Origin of the sequence: Paraburkholderia metrosideri (genome assembly GCF_904848625.1) — a bacterium.
GTDB lineage: Bacteria > Pseudomonadota > Gammaproteobacteria > Burkholderiales > Burkholderiaceae > Paraburkholderia > Paraburkholderia metrosideri.
In genome coordinates, this window is the sequence record NZ_CAJHCP010000009.1 from 177,947 (window position 1) to 198,426 (window position 20,480).

Here is a 20,480-nt window from a genome sequence, read left to right on the forward strand (position 1 = left end):
CAGCCGGTTCCGCGAGCGTCTCCTGCCGTCTCTATTTCACCGACTTCTTGCGCGCTTTCACTTTGGATGAATTCAGGTCGATCGCGGAACGAATCAGCGCCTTGAACGCTTTCGCATCGACTTCTTCCCCTTCATGAATGTCGATCGCGCGCCTCGTGTTGCCGTCGAGGCTCGCGTTGAAAAGCCCGGCCGGATCCGCTAGCGACGCACCCTTCGCGAAGGTCAGTTTGACCGCCGCCTTATATGACTCGCCCGTGCAGATGATGCCATCGTGCGACCACACTGGCGTACCCATCCACTTCCATTCCTCGACGACTTCCGTATCTTCTTCGTGGATCAGCTTGCGCATTCTGCTCAGCGCTTTTCCACGCCAGTCACCGAGGTCGGCAATTCTCTGATCGATCAGTTCCGATGCCGGGCGCTCGTCGGTTGACTCCGGTTTCTTCATGGCTCCTCCTTGATGGATCGCAATGGGCTCATGCGTTTGGCAGCCTGGACTTGCTGCTACGCCGGCGCGGCTTCGGCTCGACACCGACGCGCGGATCGCGTGCGAGTACCAGCGCCGCCATTCGTCCGGCAATCGTCTCGAATGCCGGATTATCTTGCGAAACATACAGCCATTTTCCAAGCACAGGATGCGGTTGCAAAGCAGGCATGTCGGCAATGAGCGCCGCGTGGCGTTCCTGCGACGTGCATACCAGCAGGCCGTTCCAGGGTTCGCCTCGAGCGGCGGCGACGAGGCACAACAGACCGTCGATATAGGCGGCATCGGAGCCGAACATCCGCTTGGTGATGTAGGTCGAATCGCGCTCGAATGCGTCGAAGATCCAGGCGAGCGAGTTGCGGATGGTGGCGGGCATCAGGGGAATCCGTGGCGGCTGTGGCAACGCTCAGCTTACAGAAATTCGCCGGGCCTGGCAGCGGTGCCAGAAGCGGTTCCGATCAAACCCGTTGCCCGGCGCGGCTTAGCGCGGCGTTTGATGGGAACCCATCATTTTTCCTGCTGAACAAGCTGTTCCCATCATCTATCTTGGTTCAACGAGAAGCGTGACCGTCAAACGGTTTCAGCGCAAAGCTCGCAGAACACACTATCCAGCAGGAGACACTTCATGTCCGCGACTTCTGGCGTCGCCGGCGGCACCCCTACGCCCGGCTTTGACGACAAGGCTTTCGACGACACCCTCAGTCAGCAGTGGTATCAGCCTGTCATTCCGCGCGCCGTGCTCAAGGAACTGATGAAGCGCAGCGACGCCGAAGGATGGCGCAATTTCGGTCTCTGGCTCGTGCTGCTGCTCGCGTCCGGCGCGGTTGCAGCAATCACGTGGGGCACGTGGTGGGCAGTGCCCGCGTTCTTCGTCTACGGAACGATCTATTCGTCAAGCGATGCCCGCTGGCACGAACTCGCGCACGGCACACCGTTCAAGAGCCGGTGGGCCAACGACTTCTTCTATCACCTGTCGTCGTTCATGACGATTCGCGAAGGCTACTGGTGGCGCTGGAGCCACGCGCGCCATCACACGCACACCTATTTCCAGAGCCGCGACCCGGAGATCCAGGTCGCCCGCCCGACGAAGGTCTGGCCGATCGTGATTGATTTCTTCGGTCTCATGGGTTGCACGCTTGAAATTGGTAAGGTCGTGCGTCACGCGTTCGGCCGTGTCGATGCCGCGACCGATGCCTTCCTGCCTGCCTCTGAAAAGCCCAAGATGATCTGGTCGTGCCGCATCTATCTGGCGGTGGTGGTCTGCACGATTACATTGGCGATCGCGATGCGCAGCTTCCTGCCGCTCATGTTCGTGTGGACGCCGCGGTTCTACGGCGGCTGGCTCCATCAGTTGCTCGGCCTGACACAGCACGCCGGCCTCGCGGTCAACGTGAAGGATCACCGGCTGAACACACGCACCGTCTATATGAACCCGGTGTTCCGTTTTCTGTACCTCAACATGAACTACCACCTCGAGCATCATTTGCTGCCGATGGTGCCGTTTCACGCACTACCGCGCCTGCATGAGGCAATCAAGGATCAATTGCCGGCCGCCTATCCGAGTCTTTACGCCGCGTATCGGGAAATGCTGCCGGCGCTGTGGAAACAGCGCTCCGACCCGCAGCATGTGATCGAGCGCACGTTGCCGGGCAAGCGCGCGGAGCAGGGCAGCTTTACCGCACAGCCTAACGTGTGAAATGACAGCTGAATAAAACATCAGATAAAGCGGAGACTGCCGTGGCCATCGAAACCAGCAGCTTGAAGTGGATCGTCGCCTGCGCGACTGACGACATTGATGAAGAAGACGTGATTCGCTTCGATCATGAAGGCGCGAGCTACGCGGTCTATCGGATTGACGATGGCTTCTTCGCGTCGGACGGCTGGTGTACGCACGAGCGAGCGCATCTCGCCGATGGCTTCGTAGTCAATCGCGAGATCGAATGTCCGCTGCATCAGGGGCGCTTCGACATCCCAAGCGGTAAGCCGAAGAGCCCGCCCGTGTGCGTGCAGTTGAAAACTCATCCGGTACGCGTAGAAAACGGCCAGGTGCTGCTCGGCGTTCCCGCGCAGGACGCATCATGAGAGCGCGGCCTACGATGGTCATCATCGGTGCCGGCCAGAGCGGCGCACGCACCGCGCACGCGCTGCGCGACAACGGCTGGGAGGGTGGCATCACGCTGCTCGGCAATGAGAGCGTTGCCCCGTACGACCGCCCGCCGCTTTCCAAAGCGGTCTTGCTTGGCGAGAAGTCCACAGCGCAATGCGCACTTTACGATGAAGCGTTCTATCGCGAGCAGCGGATCGATCTGTGCATGGATGCCGCTGTTGAACGCATCGACCGTGCCGCGCGGCATGTGGTGGTGAAAGGCGGCTTGACGGTTCAGTACCACCGTTTGCTGATCGCTACCGGCGCCGCGCCGCGAAAACTTACGGTACCCGGCTCGACGCTCGCCGGGGTGCATTGTCTGCGCACGGTCGCCGACGCCGCGCAGATCGTGGATGAACTGCAACCGGGTCGCCGGATCGCGATTGTCGGGGCGGGGTTCATCGGACTCGAGATCGCCGCGACTGCAGTGGCGCGCGGCTGCGAAGTGGTGGTGATCGAGACTGCTGCTCGTGCGTTGATGCGCGCGGTACCGGAAGTCGTAGCGGGGTACCTGGTCGCACGTCATCGGCAGATGGGCGTCGATATCCGCTTTGCGGTTCAGGTGGAGCGGATTCTCGGCGAGCAGCGTGTGAGCGGCATCAAGCTGTCAGACGGCAGCACCGTCGCGTGCGATTGCGTGATCGCGGGTATCGGCGTCAAGCCGCGCACCGAACTTGCGGAAGCGGCCGGCATCGACGTTGCCGATGGCATCGCGGTCGACGACACGCTGCGCACCAACGACCCGACCATCTTTGCGGCCGGTGACGTATGTTCGTTTCCCCATCGACTGTTCCGCCGGCGAATCCGTCTCGAATGCTGGAAGAATGCCGAGGATCACGCGCGCATCGTCGCGCGCAATATGGTTGATCGCGGTGAGACGTATTCGGAAGTGCCATGGTTCTGGTCCGATCAGTACGACATGACGATCCAGATCGCAGGCATTCCGGCCTTTGCTGTGACGACCACTGTGCGCGAGGTGGGCGCAGCGTCGCGTATCTTCTTCGGACTCGACCGCGAAGGCGTGCTGGTTGGCGCCAGTGGCGTGGGCAATATAAGCGAGATTGCGCGCGACGTGCGCATCGCGCAGGAACTGATTGCCAGACGCGCCAACATCGATCCCGCGTTGCTCGCAGACCGCAGTGTCAAACTGAAACCGCTACTGGCTGTGGAGGCGTGATGAGTCAGCGCCTCGAAATATACCAGTCGATGTGGGCGATGGAACGACGCCATACCGACGGCCACGAGCGCACGCTCGAAAAGAACATCGAGATGATTGCGCGGGCCGGATTCGACGGCATAAGCGTAGGTTACGCGTCGCGTGAAGGAGTCCGGGAGATCGCCAGTCTGCTCGCGGCCACTGGTCTTCATGCGGAAGCGCAGTGCTTTCCGCGTACGGTCGACGACCTGCAACCGGTGCTTGAACTCGCGACCGAATTCGGGGTTCACCATATCGATCTGCAGCCTGACGTGCGGCCGCGCCGCATCGCTGAATGCCTGACGCTGATCGATGGCTGGACGCGGCTCGCGGAACAGGTCGATTTTCCCGTGTACATCGAAACGCACCGTGACCGGATGACGACCGATCTGCACTTCACGCTCGATCTGCTCGATGAGCGTCCTGATCTCAAGCTGCTGGGCGACATCTCGCACTACCTCGTCGGGCGCGAGTTCGCGTGGCCCGTCTCCGATGAAAACCACGCGATGATGCACCGCATTCTCGATCACTCATGGGCTTTTCATGGCCGCGTGGCGAGCCGCGAGCAGGTGCAGATCGAAATCTCGTTCGAGCCGCACCGCATGTGGGTCGACCTGTTTCTCGACTGGTGGCGTTATGGGTTCGCGTCATGGCGGCGGCGCGCAGGTCCCGACGAGTCACTCACCTTCACCTGCGAACTCGGACCCAAGCCGTACGCGATCATTGGCGCCGACGGCAACGACACGACCGATCGCTGGACTGAGTCGTTGCTGATGCGAGACTGGATTCGTCAGCTGTGGGACGAGGTAGTTCAGGAAGACGTGGCGTTGGCGGGCAGTCGCTGAGTCAATCGCTTAACGGAAGGTTTTCACGCAACAGCACAGTGACAGGAATCTGTCGCGCTGGCGCGACGCCGGGGTCGCGGTGGTAGTGCCGCAGCACGATTTCGATCGAACGCATCGCTTCGCCGGCAGGGTTCTGGTCCAGCACGGCGTCGAGCGTGCCCTCGATCAGCAGGCGCCGCGACGTCTCGTTGAGTTCGTGACCGATGAAGACCGTCGAACGGGCGCGATCGAGTGCGACGAGTGTCGCGCCGACGCCTTCGTCACCGACTGAAATGTTGTAAATCCCGCGCAGGTCGGGATAGCGGCGGAAAGCGTTGCGAGTGAGTCTCCCCGTCACCGCGGACTGCTCGCGGCTTTCTATTGTCTCCACGATGTCGCAGTTCGGAAAGCGGTGTCGAAGTACTGAGCGGAATCCGCTTTCGCGTTCTTCATGACCGAGGAAATCATGCATGCCCGTCAACACGAGCACCTTGCCTCCAGCGTCGCCGAGAAAGCGCCCCATCAGCTCGCCCGCGACGCGTCCTGCGGCCCGGTTATCGATGCCGACGTAGGCCAGGCGGCCGGTGCCCGGGAGATCGCTCGCGAGTGTGACGACCGGCATGGTGTGGCTCACCTGACGCAATGCAGTGGTGATGTCGGGATGTTCATACGCGACGATCACGAGCGCGTCGGCTTTCTGCGTTGTCCGGCGGATCGTATCGACCACGTGCGCGGGATCGAGGTTGTCGAAGTAAGTGACAGCGCAGATCACGCGCTGGCTTTCGAACGCTTTCTGCGCCACTTCAAAGCCCTGTTTGAGCGACACGTAATACGGCACCACCGGCTGCTGCAACAGGATCGCAATGCGCAGCCAGCGCACCGAGACCGATTTGAGCGCGCGATCGATCTCGAGCTTGCGCGCCCACTGGAGGACGCTCGTCTCTTTCTCACGCGATACGCCGCCGCGGCCGTTCAACACGCGGTCGACTGTTGCCTCGCTGACGCCGGCGGCCTTCGCAATGTCGGCCATGCTCGTCTTGCGACGGGAAGTACCGGGACGGACAGACGTGCGGCTAGCCATGGGTTGGATCGGAAGTCTCGCAGAAAGAAGAACCGACGATGACGCGATCATCGCATCACCGCGCCGGCTCATCAAGCCGGTTACCTGAAGCACCTATAGAGCCCGCCTCAGTAGCGGGACTCATCAGGAGACAAAGATGAACCCCAAAATCCCGTCAGTCGAACTTCGGCCGCTTGCCAGCCGGTTTGTGGTCGCCGCCTGTGTAGCGTGTTCGCTATTCGGCGCGAACCCGGCGCGCAGCGCCGAGCCGCTGAACATTGTCATGCTGACACACGGCGCCGCAACCAACGCATTCTGGCAGGCCGTAAAGAAAGGCTTCGACGACGCTTGTGCGCGCGTGCAGGCCCATTGCCAGATGGTCTTCACGCAGACCGACGGCTCGATCGAGCAGCAAAGTTCAAACTTTCAGGCCGCGCTTGCGCGCAAACCGGATGCGATCCTGACAACGATCGTCGACGATTCGGCACTGACTTCGATGATCAACGAGGCGCGGGCAAAGAACGTGATGGTGATCGCCTATAACGTGGACCAGAGCGGCGGCGCATCAGGCGCGGCGAAGCGGCAGGCGTTCATCGGACAAAACTTCGTGCCTGCGGGGCGCAGCCTCGCGCAGCAACTCTCCCGACAGTTTCCCAAAGATGGTCCGATCCGCGTGCTCGTCGGCGTCAGTGCGCCCGGACAGAACTGGGCGGAGCAAAGAGCAAAGGGCGTGATGCAGGGGCTCGACGACTGGAAGCGTGCGAACCCGACTCGCAAGATCGTGATCGACCGGCTGGACTCGGGCACGGATCTGTCGGTGACGGGTGAGCGGGTCGGAGCGTATCTCACCGCGCATCCCGATACCACCGCGTACTTCGACATGGGCTTCTTTCACGCCGCCGTTGCCCAGACGCTGAAGGATCGTGGCGTGCCGCCGGGCAAGGTGTTGCTCGCAGGATTCGACATCGTGCCCCAGGTGTTGCAGATGATGAAGGCCGGCTATATCCAGGCCGAGGTCGATCAGCAGCCGTACACACAAGGTTTCATGCCGGTGATGCAGGTGTACCTCGCGAAGTCGTTTGGTCTTGCGCCTGCCGATATCAATACTGGCGACTCGCTGGTGATGCCGGCTCAGGCTGATTCGGTCATTGCACTCGCCCAAAAGGGCCTTCGCTAGGAGACGGCGATGAAAAAGCTGCTCAAGATTTATCTGCAGAAGCCGGAGCTCGCGGGCATTGTCCTGCTTGCCGCGTTGATTGCTCTGTTTCAGTTCCGTTCCGAAATGGTGTTTCTCAGCGCGGAAAACGTGCGGGGTATTCTCGGGGTGTTACCGGAGGTTGGGCTTGTTGCCATCGGCGTCACGTTGCTGATGATTTGCGGCGAGTTCGACCTGTCGGTGGGCTCGGTCTTCGCGCTCACGCCGATGTCGATCACGCTGCTGGTGAATGCGGGTGTGCCGTTCTGGCCGGCATTCCTGATCGGTCTGCTCGTCGCGGCGGCCATCGGCCTGATGAACGGTCTGATCACGCTCGTCTTCAACATACCGAGTTTCATCACGACGCTCGGCATGCTGTTCATCGTGCGCTCGCTGACGGTCGTTCTGTCGGGCGGCTTTCCACCTAACCTGCCCGTCGAGCAGATGCCTACGCACCTGTTCGTGAGTTTCATCGGGCCGGATGGCCTGTTCCGGGCGTCGTTTCTGTGGTTCATCGGTATTGGCGCGGCGGCCGCGGTGTTGTTGTCCGCGACCAATCTGGGTAACTGGATGAAGGCGACGGGAGGCTTTCTCGAAGCGTCGATATCGAGCGGTGTCCCCGCGCGGCGTGTGAAGCTGTTTTCTTTCGTGTTGTGTGCAGTGCTCGCGGGATTCGCCGGGATGATCCAGGTGTTTCGGCTCGGCGCGGCACTGCCATCGATCGGCGACGGGCTCGAACTCCAGGCCGTTGCGGCGGCGGTGATCGGCGGAACCGCGCTGTCCGGCGGGATCGGCAACGTGCTCGGCGCCGTGGTCGGCGCGCTGCTGATCCGCGTGATCGACAACGGCCTCGTGCTTACCCAGGTCGACGCGAACTGGTTCAAATTCGCGGTCGGCAGCCTCACCATCTTTGCCGTGGTCGCGAACGCCTGGATGCGCCGCACGGCTCGTCACCTGAAGGTGCAGCTATGAATACGATGTCAACCGATGCCCGGGATCTGCTGTCCTATCCGCCAGAGAGTGTCGATGCCAGTCGTGCTACAGCTCCGCTGATGGCCGTGCGCAATCTGCACAAGTGGTATTCGGGTGTCCATGCGCTCAATGGCGTGAGTCTCGAATTCAAGCGTGGCGAGGTGGTGGGTTTGCTGGGCGACAACGGTGCGGGCAAGTCGACGCTGATCAAGATTCTGTCCGGAGTGCACCGGCCCGACGACGGCGAGATCCTGTTCCAGGGCCAACCGGTAAGGATCAAGTCGCCGAAGGCCGCCATGCATCTGGGTATCGAGACGATTCATCAACACAACTCGCTGGTGCCGAATCTCTCGATCGCGCGGAATCTGTTCATTGGCCGCGAACCGCTGCTTTTTTCCCTATTCGGCATCGGGCCCATGGACCATCGCCGCATGCGAAGCGAGGCCGTCAAGGCGATCGCCGATGTCGATCTGCATCTGCGTTCTGCTGAGGCATTGCTCGGCGAGCTATCAGGCGGTCAACGCCAGGGTGTGGCCATTGCACGCGCGATGCACTTCAAGTCGAAGCTGCTGATACTCGATGAGCCGACCAATCATCTGTCGGTCAAGGAGACGCAAAAGGTGATCGGCTTTGTGCGTGGCTTGTCGGAGCAAGGTATCACCGGCGTGTTTATCAGCCATAACCTGCAGCACGTGTTTCATTCGTGCGATCGAATCGTCGCGATGGCGCGCGGCGAGGTCGTGCTCGACCGGCCGGTTGGGCAGACTTCGATCGAGGAAGTGACTGAGCTTCTGTGATGGATCTTTAAAAGGAAAAAACCGTATGGGACAGTTCGATGCAAAAGTAGCCGTCGTTACTGGCGGCACGCAGGGGCTCGGCGCGGCAATCGCGAAGTTGCTCGTCGAGCGCGGCGCGCGGGGCGTGGTGATCTGCGGCCGCTCGAAGGAGAAAGGTATCGCGAAGGCCGCTGAACTCAGCGAGTCGGGCCGCGCCGAGGTCCACTTCGTCGAGGCCGATCTGACCCGTGTGGATGACTGCTGTGCGGTCATCGCCGCGGCCGATAAACACTTCGGCCGCGTAGACGTGCTGGTGAATGCGGCGGCGATGACGGATCGTGGGACCATTCTCGATACCAGTCCCGACCTCTTTGACCGCATCTTCGCGACCAATGTGCGTGCGCCGTTCTTCCTGATACAGGAAGCCGTCAAGGTGATGCGACGCGAACGCACCGAAGGCACGATCGTCAATATTTGCTCGATGTCTGCTATGGCAGGACAGCCGTTTATTGCGGCGTACTGCGCGTCGAAGGGCGCGTTGGCGACGCTGACGCAGAACACCGCGTACGCGCTGTTGCGCAACCGGATCCGCGTGAACGGACTCAATCTCGGCTGGATGTCGTCTGACGGAGAAGACCAGATTCAGCGCACCTATCATGGCGCGCCGGACGACTGGCTTGAACGCGCGATGGTTGCGCAACCGTTCGGCCGTCTGATCGACCCTGCCGAAGCGGCGCGCGCAGTTGCGTTTCTCGCGAGCGAGGAGTCAGGCCTGATGACCGGGTCGATGGTGAACTTTGATCAGTCAGTGTGGGGCGCTTTTGATGAGACACCGCATCCGCAGAAGCCGCTTTAGTCAGGCGACCGGCAGCCGTGCATCACGCCGCATGCTTTCCGCGACAGTAACCGTCTGACGATGCTGTCCTCGATCTTATTCACCGGGATGCCGAAATTACACGAAAGACTTGCGGTAAAAAATTTGGCCCGGTATCGTTAATCCGTTCAGTCATGCAGTGCGGGAGAGATCGTCAGAGTTCGTGACGACGCCGACGGAGCAACCGCCCCGGAAACTCTCAGGCAAAAGGACCGCACCGCGAGAACATCTGGAGAGCGGCGCTGCGCGCGCCCACCGAAGGGGATTCCCGGCTTCAACGGATCGCATGCCGTTGGAAAAAGCCGCTGGGAAGAAACTCTCAGGTACATGGACAGATGGGGCATCAGCGCCGGTTTCGACATGAAATCGACACCGGTGATGCTCAACTACTCTGGACCATGTCATGTCACGAATCGCCATTATCGGCGCCGGCATTACCGGCGTCACCACTGCTCACGCCCTCGCACAACGCGGCCACCACGTCACCGTATTCGAACGCCACCGGTATGCGGCAATGGAGACCTCGTTCGCCAATGGCGGCCAGCTTTCCGCGAGCAACGCCGAAGTGTGGAACAGCGCGGCTACCGTGCTGAAAGGCTTGCGCTGGATGCTCACGCGCGACGCTCCGCTGCTGCTCAACCCCATGCCGACGTGGCACAAGTATTCGTGGATGGGCGAGTTCCTACGGCAGATTCCGCGTTACCGCGCCAACACCGTCGAGACGGTGCGGCTCGCCATCGCCGCACGCGAGCATCTGTTTTCCATCGCTGAACGAGAAGGCATCGACTTCGATCTGGAGCGGCGCGGTATTTTGCATATCTACAAGACGCAAAAGGAATTCGACGGCGCGAGCAAGGTGAACGAAATGTTGCGTGAAGGCGGACTCGACCGCAGCGCGGTGAGCGCGAGTGAACTGCAGCGCATCGAACCCACGCTGCAGGGCGACTTCTTCGGCGGCTTTTTCACCCCGTCCGATTCGACCGGCGATATTCACAAGTTCACGCGCGGTCTCGCTCAGGCATGTGCGAGGGACGGCGTCGAATTTCATTACGACGCGGAGATCACGTCGATCGAGCAACCCGCCGACGGACGCTTCTCGCTGATGGTCAATCTGGAAGGCGAGTCACAGCGCTTCACATTCGAACGGATCGTGGTATGCGCGGGTGTGAAGAGCCGCGATTTTGCGTCGATGCTGGGCGACCACGTGAACATCTACCCGGTGAAAGGCTATTCGATCACCGTCTGTCTCGACGACGAAACCAGCCAGCAGCGCGCGCCGTGGGTGAGTCTTCTGGACGACAGCGCGAAGATTGTCACGAGCCGGCTAGGCGCGGATCGTTTTCGCGTGGCCGGCACGGCTGAAATCAACGGCTTTAACCGCGACATTCGCTCGGACCGAATCGCTCCGCTAGTAGATTGGACGCGGCGACATTTTCCCGAGGTATCGACCTCGCGGGTCATCCCGTGGGCAGGTCTGCGGCCGATGATGCCGAGCATGTTGCCCAAAGTGGGACGAGGCAAACGGGCAGGGGTGTTCTATAACACCGGGCACGGGCATCTGGGCTGGACATTGTCGGCCGCTACGGCACAGGTTGTCGCAAGCGCTATATAGAGGGTTGGGCCGCGCCGTTGAGTTGTGTGGGCCAGCAAGGTGTTCGGCGTGGCCTCATGATCCAACGGCGTGACTGCTTGTTGTGCGATGGCTGTGCGACGCGCGGCGGCATCATCGCTGCTGCGAATGTCTTGTGGCGCAGAAAAGGCGCCGGAAAGCGAGCGATGCCAGGCACGAGCAACCTCGTTTGCACCTCGTTTGCACATCAATGAGATCGCCGGCCGCTGCTGCGAATGACGGCGATCTCGTGACTAGCGAACGCTAGCCCGGCTGTCGTTGTACGGCATGCCAGCGGGCAGGCGGCCTGTGTCGCGGCCATCGAGTTTTGCGCGCAGGCGCCGGATGAAATCCTCGGCCGTCGCGGTCAGCAGTTCCTCGCTGGAATAGGCGAGGTACATCCCGACCTTCGGCGTCGGCTCGGTGAGACTCAGCAATTTGAGCAAGCCCTCGTCCGCACGCTGCGATAGCAGCGGCGTCGCCAGCGACGTAAATACCGCGACCGCCTGCATTTGCGTCGCGAGCTCCAGGTACAGGCTCATCGCGGAACATCGTGTTATCTGCGCCGGCAGCGGCATGCCGTGCTCGCCGAACAGCGTTGCGACAAAGCTCGATTCATCGGTCGGGGAATCCAGCAGCAGCCATGGCAGCGCGTGAATCTGCTCGATAGTTAACGACTCGCTGCCCTGGTACGACGACGCAATCGTCAACTGCACATCGAGTTCGTACAGTCTGGTCCATTCGAAGGCTGTGCTTTTTGGCTCGCCATATTGCGTGAAAATCGCGACGTCGATCGTGCCGTTTTGCAGTCCGCTCGCGATGTTCTCGCCGCGCCATTCGATCACATCGAGTTTGACGCCCGGGCGCGCGGCTGTCAGTTCGATCAGGGAGTCGGCGAGCGCGAGGGTCGAGGCAGGCGGTGTGATCGCGAGCGTCAGCCGGCCGCCGAGTTCTCCGCGCGCTGTTTGCGCGTCTTCCACGATACGTCCGATTTCCCGCTGAACGACGAGTGCGCGTTTCAGCACCTGGTGGGCGAAGGGCGTCAAAGTGGCGCCATTCGCCGATCGGGTCAGCAACTGCATGCCCAGCTCGACTTCCAGCTCGCGAATCGAGCGGCTGATTGCCGGTTGTGTCAGGAACAGGCGCCGGGCGGCTTCATGAAGGCTGCCGGCCTCGGCGACTGCACGTAGCGAATCGAGTTGTCTCAACTTCACAGCACCCTCGAATCTCATTGTAAGGACACCATCATAGCGAGACAAAATACGATCTGTGCACCGGCACAACGGTTGGGTCGCCATCGTCGTCTTACGTCCGAACAGAATGGCGGCAGGCATGCGCCCCCTCGTCGCGCTCGCTCGATCCAGCGACGCCGAGATCGACGGATAGTGCGGACGCAATTCGACCCTGACTTCGTAGAGCCGTTCCGCAATTTCGGCGGCCATCCAGGCGCCCTCAGCTGCGTCATCGTCGGCATGAACGAGAACGCGTGGGCCGACATCCTCCATGTCGGCCCACGGAAACTCATGTCCGATGCTTGCGGACAGAATGGATGGATTCCTTTCCGCCTCGGGTGAGGTTTGGACAGGCGGACAAAATCAGGCAGTGCGTCCGGGAATCGGCGGTTGCACATCTGCCGGAATCGGGCACACATACGGATCTTCGGCCAGACGCTCCATCAGTTCGGTGCGCGCTGCTGCGAGCAGCAGAGGGTTCGTGTATAGCTCGAGTGCGGTGGCGGCCATTGTTTTCGCGGCCAGCGTCATCCCCTTGTGCGCCAGCGCGCTTTTGCCTTGCGAGACCCACTGCCACGAATGCGGTGACGTACCAAAAGCAAAGCACGCCGTCATGCATTGCACGGTCGGCGTGACCCAGCTCACATCGCCGACATCCGTCGAACCGTGCATCTTCGAAGGACGATCGTTGTAGAGTTCATCGACGCCGTCGAACAACGCCTTCGGCTGGCGCCACGCTGAGGCCAGCATCCGGCCGGCCATCTCGACTTCTTCGGGGCGGGTCGTACGATGCATCGACTCGGCGAATTGCAGCTCCTCGCTGTCATATTGCGGCGCGCCGAACTGCTTGAGTTTCGCCTGCATCAATTCGTTCAGCGTGGTGTTGCGCAGCAGGTTCGAACACGCCGAGTGAACCTCGATCTCCAGTTCGCAATCGGTCATTAGCGCCGCGCCGCGCGCAATATTGCAGATCCGTTCGTACAGCTCGCTCGCGTCGCGATTGCGCGGCGCACGGATCATGTAGAGCGCCGCCGCATTCGGTTGCACGACATTCGGCGCAACGCCACCAGCGTCGGTAATGGCGTAGTGCACGCGCGCATCCGGGATCATGTGTTCGCGCAAAAAGTTGGTGCCGATATTCATCAGTTCGAGCGCGTCGAGCGCGCTGCGTCCGAGATGCGGGGATGCGCCTGCATGTGCCGCCACGCCCTTGAAGCGGAAGTACGCCTGTTTAACCGCGAGGCTCTCCAGATTCATGATCGAGTTCGCGACGCCGGGATGCCAGGTGATCGCGGCCGACACATCGTCGAACAGGCCCGCGCGGGTCATGAAGGTTTTACCCCAGCCGCCTTCTTCGGCAGGACAACCGTAGAAGCGCACCGTGCCTTCAATGTCGTTGCGTTCCAGCGCATTCTTGACGGCAACTGCCGCCAGATGAGCGCTGGTGCCGAGCAGGTGGTGGCCGCAACCGTGGCCGTTGCCGTTCGAGATTTCGGTCGACGGACAGCAATTGAGCGCGAGACTTTCCTGACTCAACCCGGACAGTGCATCGAACTCGCCGAGGATGCCGATCACCGGGCCACCGGAGCCGGCTTCCGCGATGAACGCCGTCGGAATGCCGGCCACTCCCTCACGGACCGTAAAGCCCGCAGCTTTCAGAAAGGCGATATGCGCGGCGGCGGACTTCTGTTCGGTGTAGCCCAACTCCGCGTACTGCCAGATTTCGTCCGACAGCTGGATGTATTTGTCTTTGCTGCTTTCGATAAAGTCTTGAACCAGTTCGATCGACACGGATGTCTCCTTAATGGGAGGGAACAAAAAGTGGTGACGCGGCGACACCGCGCACCAGGTCAGAATTGATGATTGATACCCAGCGTGACGCTCGATACCGTGCGTCCCGCCGCGGGCGTCGGCGAGCCGCTGTCGTAGTTGTAAGTGACGCTGGAATTCGGGCCATTGCGCATCAGGCCGACCCGTGCATAGACAGACGTTCTTTTCGACAGAAAGTGGTCGATGCCGAGAGTCGAGCCGTACGCGTAATCCTGCGATTTCGTCGTGTCGCGATACGCAACCGAGGCCCGCAGCAAGTTGCCGCCCCACCACTTCTGCAGCCCCAGCAGATACAGACTCGCGATAGCGCTGTCCGCTGCCTGTGGCACGTAGCGGATGTAGGCGCCCTGGGCGATGAATGGACCGACGTCGTAGAGCAGGGAGGCGAGATAGGTGTCCGTGCGTTTGCCCGGCGCGATCGTCGCGTCGCCGACACAACTGCCGGTTATCGACGGATCACACCAGCTTTGCCCGAACGCGATCGACAGCACGGCCCGTTTGTCGACGTAAGACACCATTGCGGAGCGTTGACTGACGGCGGGGCCGATCGTCTGGTCCCCTTTGAGCGAGTAGCTCAGGTCGAAGCCGAATGGCCCGAATCGCGGTGAGATATAGCGCAACGTGTTGGGCAGACGTCCCAGCGCGTCGCTGTTCGCACCGACTCCCAGATCCGAGGTGCCGAGAAGGTACGTGTAGACCGATTCGTGCGCGACGCCGAGGAACGGATCCGCACCGAGCGCCGCTGCGCCGCCGGACGTATATTGACGGCCCATTGTCAGTTGCCCGTACATACGGTTCTGGATCCCGATATAGGACGCGCGATTGAACAGCGACGTCGAGTCCTGAACCGCGCCGGTGTTACCGAGGAAGCCGTTTTCCAGCCGGAAGAACGCGGTCCATTGATCGCCCAGATACTCCTGGCCATAGATGCCGAACTTCGATGTCAATGCGCCGCCCGACTGCAACCGCGTGATGCTGTACGGGCCATCCTTCGTATAGTTGACGCCCATATCGACCGTGCCGTAGAGCGTCACAAAGGTCCGTTCCGTCGCAACGCCCAGCGTTTGCGGCCCGAGGCCCGATCCCCAGTACTGGAAGATCGACTGCATTTGCGAGGTGGTCGCGTAGGCGGCAGCCGCCGCGTCTGGCGGCGCACCCGGCGACACTTCCGCGAACGCTCCGGTACAAGCCAGCGAGCCAATCGAAGCGACGAGCGCACTCAAAGTCTTTCTCATTGCAGATCCCCACTTGCGTGTTTTGATAAATGCGCTGGTAAACGGGCGAGCCGCTCCCTCGCGTCTCTTTCGAGCGCGAAATTGATTCGGTCCAGGTGATGAATTTCGGGAGGCCGCCGGCGGTCCAGAAGCGGGCCGCTCGGGCAGTTTGCTATGCAGTGCGCTTGCGCGGCTCGGGCAGGCTGGACATCGCGCAGACCGTGACGATTCCGCAGGCGATCATGTAGAGCGCCAGCGACATCGGATTACCCGTCCTGGCGAGAAGCCAGGTCACGATGAATTGAGCTGATCCGCCAAACAGCGCAACCCCGATGCTGTAGATCACCGAAAGGCCGCTGGCACGCACGCTGGCCGGAAACATTTCCATCAGCAACAGCAACATGGATGCGCTGCCGAAGCTGCTCACTGCAGTGATAAGAGCGATGATGGCCAGCGCCACGGGAACGCTGGGGTACATGTTCATGGTCCAGATCGCGGGGTAGATGAGCAGCGTCGTCAGCACGACGGATGCAAGCGCAATGGGTTTGCGCGCAACGGTCCGATCAGCGATCAGCCCCGACACGAGGCACATCACTGCCATCGTCGCACCCGACACGCAGCCCGCCATCAGCGAGAGCGAGGTGGGCAGGTGCAGCACGCGCACCAGGTAGGTCGGCATAAAGAAAACCACCAGGTACATGCCAACCGTTGCGGCGACGATAGACAGCATGCCACGCACGATCTTGCTGCCATGCTCGGTGAACAGGGTTGTGAGTGGATGAGCCTCCGTGGCGTTGCTGTCCAGCGTTTCGTCGAGATGAGCGCGGATATAAAGACCGACGGGGGCGATCAGCAATCCAAACAGGAACGGCAGACGCCAGCCCCACGATTCGAGCGCCTCTTGCGACAGGCTCGCATACAGCACGGCGCCGCTCAGCGCGCCCAGCAGGGCGGCAAAGCCCTGGCTCGCTCCCTGCCAGCCGATCCGGAAGCCACGGCTGCCGAAACTGCCGGACTCCATCAACATTGCGGTCGATGCGCCGATTTCTCCGCCGAGCGAAAAGCCCTGCAGTACGCGGCCAAATACGATCGCGAGGGTACCCAAGGTTCCGGCCGTCGCGTAGGTCGGCGCAAACGCGATGCACAGCGTGCCGCACACCATCAGCGAGATCGTCAGCGTCATCGCGGCCTTGCGGCCGCGCCGGTCGGCGAAACTGCCGATCACCATCGCGCCGAGCGGCCGCATCACGAAGCCGATGCCGAAGGTGCCGACCGCCAGCAGCAGCGAGCCGTACGCGCTATGGACGGGGAAGAACAGCTTGCCGATCAGCATCGCGAAGAAGCTGTAGACCGTGAAGTCATACATTTCAAGCGCATTGCCGATCGAACACGCGGCGATGGTGCGCAGCTGGGAACTTGGCTGGCTACGGCGAACGTCGAGCGACGTGTCGGCTGATTGCAGGGTGACATTGCTCATCGAAATCCCGGGAGGAGGCGACGGTTTGATGGCAAGCACAGCAGCGATTCACAACGAAGCGGAACCGGCATCGGCTTGAGTTAGAGCCAGTATTTCCGCGACAAAAAGCTAAGGCTATTCACTTTTTTTTAGGCCGATAGATTTTTGTATGCAGCCGTGAGACGTGGCCTACGTATCGGTTTGTGGTCTGCACAGAAGCCGAGAGAAAGTAGGAGAAGCCAAGAGAAACCAAGGAAACGCGCTATTAGCGTTACGTGAAACTAGCATCGGCCTACAAACAACCGGAAGGCATCAATGGCGTTCGCGCTCGTCGGAGAGGCTGTCCCTGGCGACGGACATGAGGCAAAAAGCGAGGAATGGCTGAAAACGCCAGTGGTCAAGTTTAGCTGCCTCAAATCGACGCGCGCCGCGAAGGTGGACCCGTGCGATCCAAACCCGTTGCTTCGGGATAACGGGTGACGGCTTACTATCGACAGCGGTCTGACGTGAAACGAACCTTTTGTGCGCCCATCATGCAATAAGCATTGGAGCGTGATCGGCCAAAAGCGGCCGGTCACGCGTGCGAGCAAGATCGTCAACTGTTATCGGTGCCCGACCTTCTGCTGCTCGGGAAACGGTCGCGCCAACAAGACTAGCCGGGTCCATCGCTGGCGGCCGCCAGAAGTGGCACGACGAGATCGCTGATTGGTGTGGGGACGCCGTGAAGCCGACCGTATCGTTGCACGACCCCGTTCCGGATGTCCCATTCAAGGGGGCGGCCGGCTTGCCGGTCGGCGAGGATCGAGGTACCCAGGTCGGGCGGGGAAGAATGAAACCCATTGACGATCTCTTGCGGCACTTCGTCGGACAGTTTCGCACCCTCCGCGCGAGCAACCTCAAGACATTCCTGCAGATAGGCGAGCGACAGCCTGGTGATGTCGGATCGCGTGAACATGCCGGCACGGCGACCCGCTAAGACCATCAAACCGGCGACCGCGTTCTGTAGAAGCTTTCGCCACGCGACCGATGTGAAGTCCGCCGCTACTTCGACCGAGCAGCGTGTGCCGCTCAACGCCCTAACGACCGCGTGGGTCTCCGGCGTATCCGGCAAGGTCAGGCGTGCTTTTCCTCGTAGCCACACCGAGGCATCAGGTTCGCGTTGAGCAGGAAACCATACTACCGAGGGAACTACCGGACTGCCGGGCAGGTACGGTGCGAAAATCTTCTTCTGTTCAACGCCGTTTTGCAACACGCAGACGATAGTCTTCTCGCTGCATAGGGCTGAAAGCCATGGCGCTGCTGCTTCCACCTGGGTTGACTTAACCGCGACGAAAACCAGGTCGAACGTGGCTCCGACCTCGCGCGGGTCAGTTCGCACCGGTCCAGGTACCACAATACGACCGCCGTCGAAGCGTAGTTCCAGCTGCTCGTGCGCAGTGCGGCCGAAAATCGTCGGCGAGCGTCCGACCTCGTGGAGTGCTGCCGCGACCGTCGTGCCGATTGCTCCCGGACCAACGACGGCGACCGTCGGATTGTCAGGCGTTGTCATTTTCGTCCTGTTCTCAATGGTGTTTCGTTGGCATGGCAGCAATGACGCGCTGCCCTACCTTTCGTATTAGTTTGCTGACCGGGCTGTTCTGGATCGACACTATCCGCGGCCAGCGTTAAACCCTATGCGCGGCGAAGGCGATCGATCACCCGTGTCTAGAATGTGTTGCGTCCCGGTCGAACAACAGGGGCGCACGTCCCGGACAAAATTATGTCGTGCGCAGATGCGGATGAAGCGCAAGAGTCAGCGATGGCTAGTGCCGTGGCCACTGTCGCAACTATAGCGCCGTGTCGCCGATTCGATCGAATCGAGGTCAGTTCCGGCACCGTTCCATAGAGAGCGGACGATGTGCCGTTGAGCATTGCGCCACGCATCGGGCAACTGAAACGTCACCATGCGTGCCAGCATAGACACCGCGCAAAATCGCCAAGGTGCCGTAGCCGAGCCCAAAGTCCGCCTGCCACAGAGGAAGAAGGGCATAAATCATGTCGATGTAACCGTCGTGCGGCGCGTGCGCCGGGCAGCGGCGCCATGACACGCGGGTGCGCGAAACGGAGTGCTGGCGGCCGGGGCCCTCGGCAACTTCCGTCGCCGGGCGGAGAAAGAAAAGAGTCTCATGTTTCAACCGCATCGCTAAAGCCGAAGCCATCGCGACAAGTTCGAAGGAGTTGTGCAGAACAGTCGAAGTCTAGCTTCGACCACAACCCGCCACTACTGACGAAAAATTGGGTCAGACGGGAGAAAAATTCACGTATAGATACAGACTAGCGTGCTGTGAAGGAGGTAGACCGTTGCCCCCATCTAAATGCATTGCGGCACCTCGAGGCAGTCGCACGTCTGGGAAGTTTCGCGGCTGCGGCAGTTGAACTGCTCGTGACGCATTGGGCCGTTGGCAAACCGATGCGATTATTGGAAGACTGATTCGGCGTTCCACCCGTCGAGCAGCGCGCTCGGCGCGTTGTCCTAACGGACGAAGCGTGGCGCTCCTCAATGATGTCAAAGGTGCATTCGATCCGATGCAGGTTGCAACGCAGTGAGGGGCCATTCTCGGCATATTTCGGCCGCCGCGAATGGCCGGATGGAATCAATCCAAAGGCCCCTTCAACTTGTCCCCGGCGTGACACCTGTCCGATTTCCGTCATCCCGATCCCAAGGTGGCACCCCACCGAACGCATCGATCAGGAAATCGATCATGACGCGCACTCGGGCGCTCAGGTGTCGACGGCTCGGGTACATGGCGAGTATGTCGATCTCAGGCAGGTAATACTCAGGCAACACCTGAACGAGCCTGCCGGCCCGTAGATCGTTGCCGATCAGGAAGGTGGGTTGCCAGATCACTCCTTGCCCGGCGAGCGCTGCCGCGCGCGCCGTATCGCCGTTATTCGTATGCATGTGACAGTCGACCTTCACCGCGTGAATCTTGCCGCTACCGTCGATCAATTGCCACTCATCGCCGGTGACCGCATAGGTGTAGCCGATGCAGCGATGGCCGATAAGGTCCGCTGGCGCTGCCGGAACTCCGGCGCGAGCCAGGTAGGCCGGCGACGCGCACAGGACGTTTTGCGATGTCGCCAGCTTGCGGGCTGCGTGGCTAGTCGAGCCCGCGCGCGAGATGCGAATGGCGAGATCGTAGCCTTCATCGACGATATCGACGACACGGTCAATCAGCCCAACGTCGAGTTCGATGCCAGGATATTTGCGCATGAACTCAGGCCATAGCGGCGCCAGATACACGATGCCAAAGCTCACGGGCGCATTGATGCGCAGGCGTCCGCGTGGCTCGACCGAAGCGGATGACACGAGCCCCTCTGTTTCAGCGACCTCGTCGAGGATGGATTTGCAGCGGGCGTAAAGCGTCTCGCCGCCGTCCGTCAGCGACAGCGTGCGAGACGTGCGATTCAGCAGGCGCGTGCCCAGGTGCGCTTCCAGTTCATTCACATAACGGGTCACGTTGGCGGGCGACGTGTCGAGCGCCTCCGCTGCGCGCGCAAAGCCACCCCGGCTCACCACCGTGACGAAAACCTCAAAAGCGCGCAAGCGGTCCATGCAACCCTCCGATCATTC

Annotated in this window: 18 protein-coding genes, 3 pseudogenes and 1 riboswitch; of the genes and pseudogenes, 10 read left to right on the forward strand and 11 right to left on the reverse strand. The window is 61.1% G+C overall.

Annotation, left to right across the window (positions count from 1 at the left end; all coding sequences use genetic code 11):
* Positions 1-31: 31 nt before the first annotated feature.
* Positions 32-448, reverse strand: a complete 417-nt coding sequence (locus tag LMG28727_RS21310) for a DUF1801 domain-containing protein (RefSeq protein ID WP_201644287.1) — start codon at positions 446-448, stop codon at positions 32-34.
* A 28-nt stretch (positions 449-476) separates the two neighbouring features.
* Entirely contained in the window at positions 477-860 is a 384-nt protein-coding gene (locus LMG28727_RS21315; protein ID WP_201644288.1) for a hypothetical protein, read from the reverse strand.
* 249 nt (positions 861-1,109) lie between these two features.
* Here LMG28727_RS21315 and LMG28727_RS21320 point away from each other — a divergent pair, with 249 nt between their 5' ends.
* From LMG28727_RS21320 to LMG28727_RS21335, 4 genes are read left to right on the forward strand one after another with little or no spacing between them, the layout of a single operon-like run.
* Positions 1,110-2,180 (forward strand): fatty acid desaturase family protein, encoded by a 1,071-nt coding sequence (locus LMG28727_RS21320; protein ID WP_201644289.1) that lies wholly within the window; start codon positions 1,110-1,112, stop codon positions 2,178-2,180.
* A gap of 41 nt (positions 2,181-2,221) precedes the next feature.
* Positions 2,222-2,566 carry a non-heme iron oxygenase ferredoxin subunit gene (locus tag LMG28727_RS21325; protein ID WP_201644290.1) on the forward strand — a complete coding sequence of 115 codons (345 nt, stop codon included), beginning with the start codon at positions 2,222-2,224 and terminating at the stop codon, positions 2,564-2,566.
* The gene (locus LMG28727_RS21330) at positions 2,563-3,807 is read left to right on the forward strand and encodes an NAD(P)/FAD-dependent oxidoreductase (protein ID WP_201644291.1); all 1,245 of its coding nucleotides are present in this window, start codon (positions 2,563-2,565) and stop codon (positions 3,805-3,807) included. The genes LMG28727_RS21325 and LMG28727_RS21330 overlap by 4 nt, the downstream gene beginning before the upstream one ends.
* Positions 3,807-4,670, forward strand: coding sequence for a sugar phosphate isomerase/epimerase family protein (locus tag LMG28727_RS21335; RefSeq protein WP_201644292.1), 864 nt, complete (start codon positions 3,807-3,809; stop codon positions 4,668-4,670). The genes LMG28727_RS21330 and LMG28727_RS21335 overlap by 1 nt, the downstream gene beginning before the upstream one ends.
* Before the next feature lies 1 nt (position 4,671).
* Here LMG28727_RS21335 and LMG28727_RS21340 read toward each other — a convergent pair whose 3' ends face one another.
* Positions 4,672-5,730: a LacI family DNA-binding transcriptional regulator gene (locus LMG28727_RS21340; RefSeq protein ID WP_201644293.1), complete on the reverse strand. Its 1,059-nt coding sequence runs from the start codon at positions 5,728-5,730 to the stop codon at positions 4,672-4,674.
* A 136-nt stretch (positions 5,731-5,866) separates the two neighbouring features.
* Between LMG28727_RS21340 and LMG28727_RS21345 the strand changes: the two genes are divergently transcribed.
* The 5 genes from LMG28727_RS21345 to LMG28727_RS21365 all read left to right on the forward strand — a co-directional run bounded on the left by LMG28727_RS21345 (position 5,867) and on the right by LMG28727_RS21365 (position 11,138).
* A complete protein-coding gene (locus LMG28727_RS21345) occupies positions 5,867-6,886 on the forward strand; it encodes a sugar ABC transporter substrate-binding protein (RefSeq protein WP_201644294.1) in 1,020 nt (339 codons plus the stop codon).
* A gap of 9 nt (positions 6,887-6,895) precedes the next feature.
* Positions 6,896-7,876: an ABC transporter permease gene (locus LMG28727_RS21350; RefSeq protein WP_201644295.1), complete on the forward strand. Its 981-nt coding sequence runs from the start codon at positions 6,896-6,898 to the stop codon at positions 7,874-7,876.
* Entirely contained in the window at positions 7,873-8,673 is an 801-nt protein-coding gene (locus LMG28727_RS21355; protein WP_201644296.1) for an ATP-binding cassette domain-containing protein, read from the forward strand. Before LMG28727_RS21350 ends, LMG28727_RS21355 begins: the two co-directional genes overlap by 4 nt.
* A 25-nt stretch (positions 8,674-8,698) precedes the next feature.
* On the forward strand, positions 8,699-9,508 hold the full coding sequence (locus tag LMG28727_RS21360) for an SDR family oxidoreductase (RefSeq protein ID WP_201644297.1): 810 nt from the start codon (positions 8,699-8,701) through the stop codon (positions 9,506-9,508).
* 150 nt (positions 9,509-9,658) lie between these two features.
* Positions 9,659-9,751: riboswitch (glycine riboswitch) on the forward strand.
* Between the two features lie 178 nt (positions 9,752-9,929).
* Positions 9,930-11,138 carry a D-amino acid dehydrogenase gene (locus LMG28727_RS21365; RefSeq protein ID WP_201644298.1) on the forward strand — a complete coding sequence of 403 codons (1,209 nt, stop codon included), beginning with the start codon at positions 9,930-9,932 and terminating at the stop codon, positions 11,136-11,138.
* 251 nt (positions 11,139-11,389) lie between these two features.
* Here LMG28727_RS21365 and LMG28727_RS21370 read toward each other — a convergent pair whose 3' ends face one another.
* The 7 genes and pseudogenes from LMG28727_RS21370 to LMG28727_RS34240 form a co-directional block, all read right to left on the reverse strand.
* Complete coding sequence (locus LMG28727_RS21370; protein ID WP_201644299.1) at positions 11,390-12,349, reverse strand: LysR family transcriptional regulator; 960 nt, start codon at positions 12,347-12,349, stop codon at positions 11,390-11,392.
* A gap of 150 nt (positions 12,350-12,499) precedes the next feature.
* Positions 12,500-12,700, reverse strand: a pseudogene (locus tag LMG28727_RS34805) (M81 family metallopeptidase); the annotation flags it as partial.
* A 30-nt stretch (positions 12,701-12,730) separates the two neighbouring features.
* On the reverse strand, positions 12,731-14,158 hold the full coding sequence (locus LMG28727_RS21380) for a M20 family metallopeptidase (protein ID WP_201644300.1): 1,428 nt from the start codon (positions 14,156-14,158) through the stop codon (positions 12,731-12,733).
* A gap of 59 nt (positions 14,159-14,217) precedes the next feature.
* On the reverse strand, positions 14,218-15,432 hold the full coding sequence (locus LMG28727_RS21385) for a porin (RefSeq protein WP_201644301.1): 1,215 nt from the start codon (positions 15,430-15,432) through the stop codon (positions 14,218-14,220).
* Between the two features lie 151 nt (positions 15,433-15,583).
* A complete protein-coding gene (locus LMG28727_RS21390; protein WP_201644302.1) occupies positions 15,584-16,888 on the reverse strand; it encodes an MFS transporter in 1,305 nt (434 codons plus the stop codon).
* Between the two features lie 631 nt (positions 16,889-17,519).
* A complete protein-coding gene (locus tag LMG28727_RS21395) occupies positions 17,520-18,416 on the reverse strand; it encodes an oxidoreductase (RefSeq protein ID WP_201644303.1) in 897 nt (298 codons plus the stop codon).
* 351 nt (positions 18,417-18,767) lie between these two features.
* Positions 18,768-18,954: pseudogene (locus tag LMG28727_RS34240) on the reverse strand (MFS transporter); the annotation flags it as partial.
* A gap of 236 nt (positions 18,955-19,190) precedes the next feature.
* Here LMG28727_RS34240 and LMG28727_RS34665 point away from each other — a divergent pair.
* Positions 19,191-19,426 (forward strand): annotated as a pseudogene (locus tag LMG28727_RS34665) (LysR family transcriptional regulator); the annotation flags it as partial.
* 91 nt (positions 19,427-19,517) lie between these two features.
* Here LMG28727_RS34665 and LMG28727_RS21405 read toward each other — a convergent pair.
* Positions 19,518-20,462 carry a LysR family transcriptional regulator gene (locus LMG28727_RS21405; protein ID WP_201644304.1) on the reverse strand — a complete coding sequence of 315 codons (945 nt, stop codon included), beginning with the start codon at positions 20,460-20,462 and terminating at the stop codon, positions 19,518-19,520.
* Between the last annotated feature and the right edge of the window lie 18 nt (positions 20,463-20,480).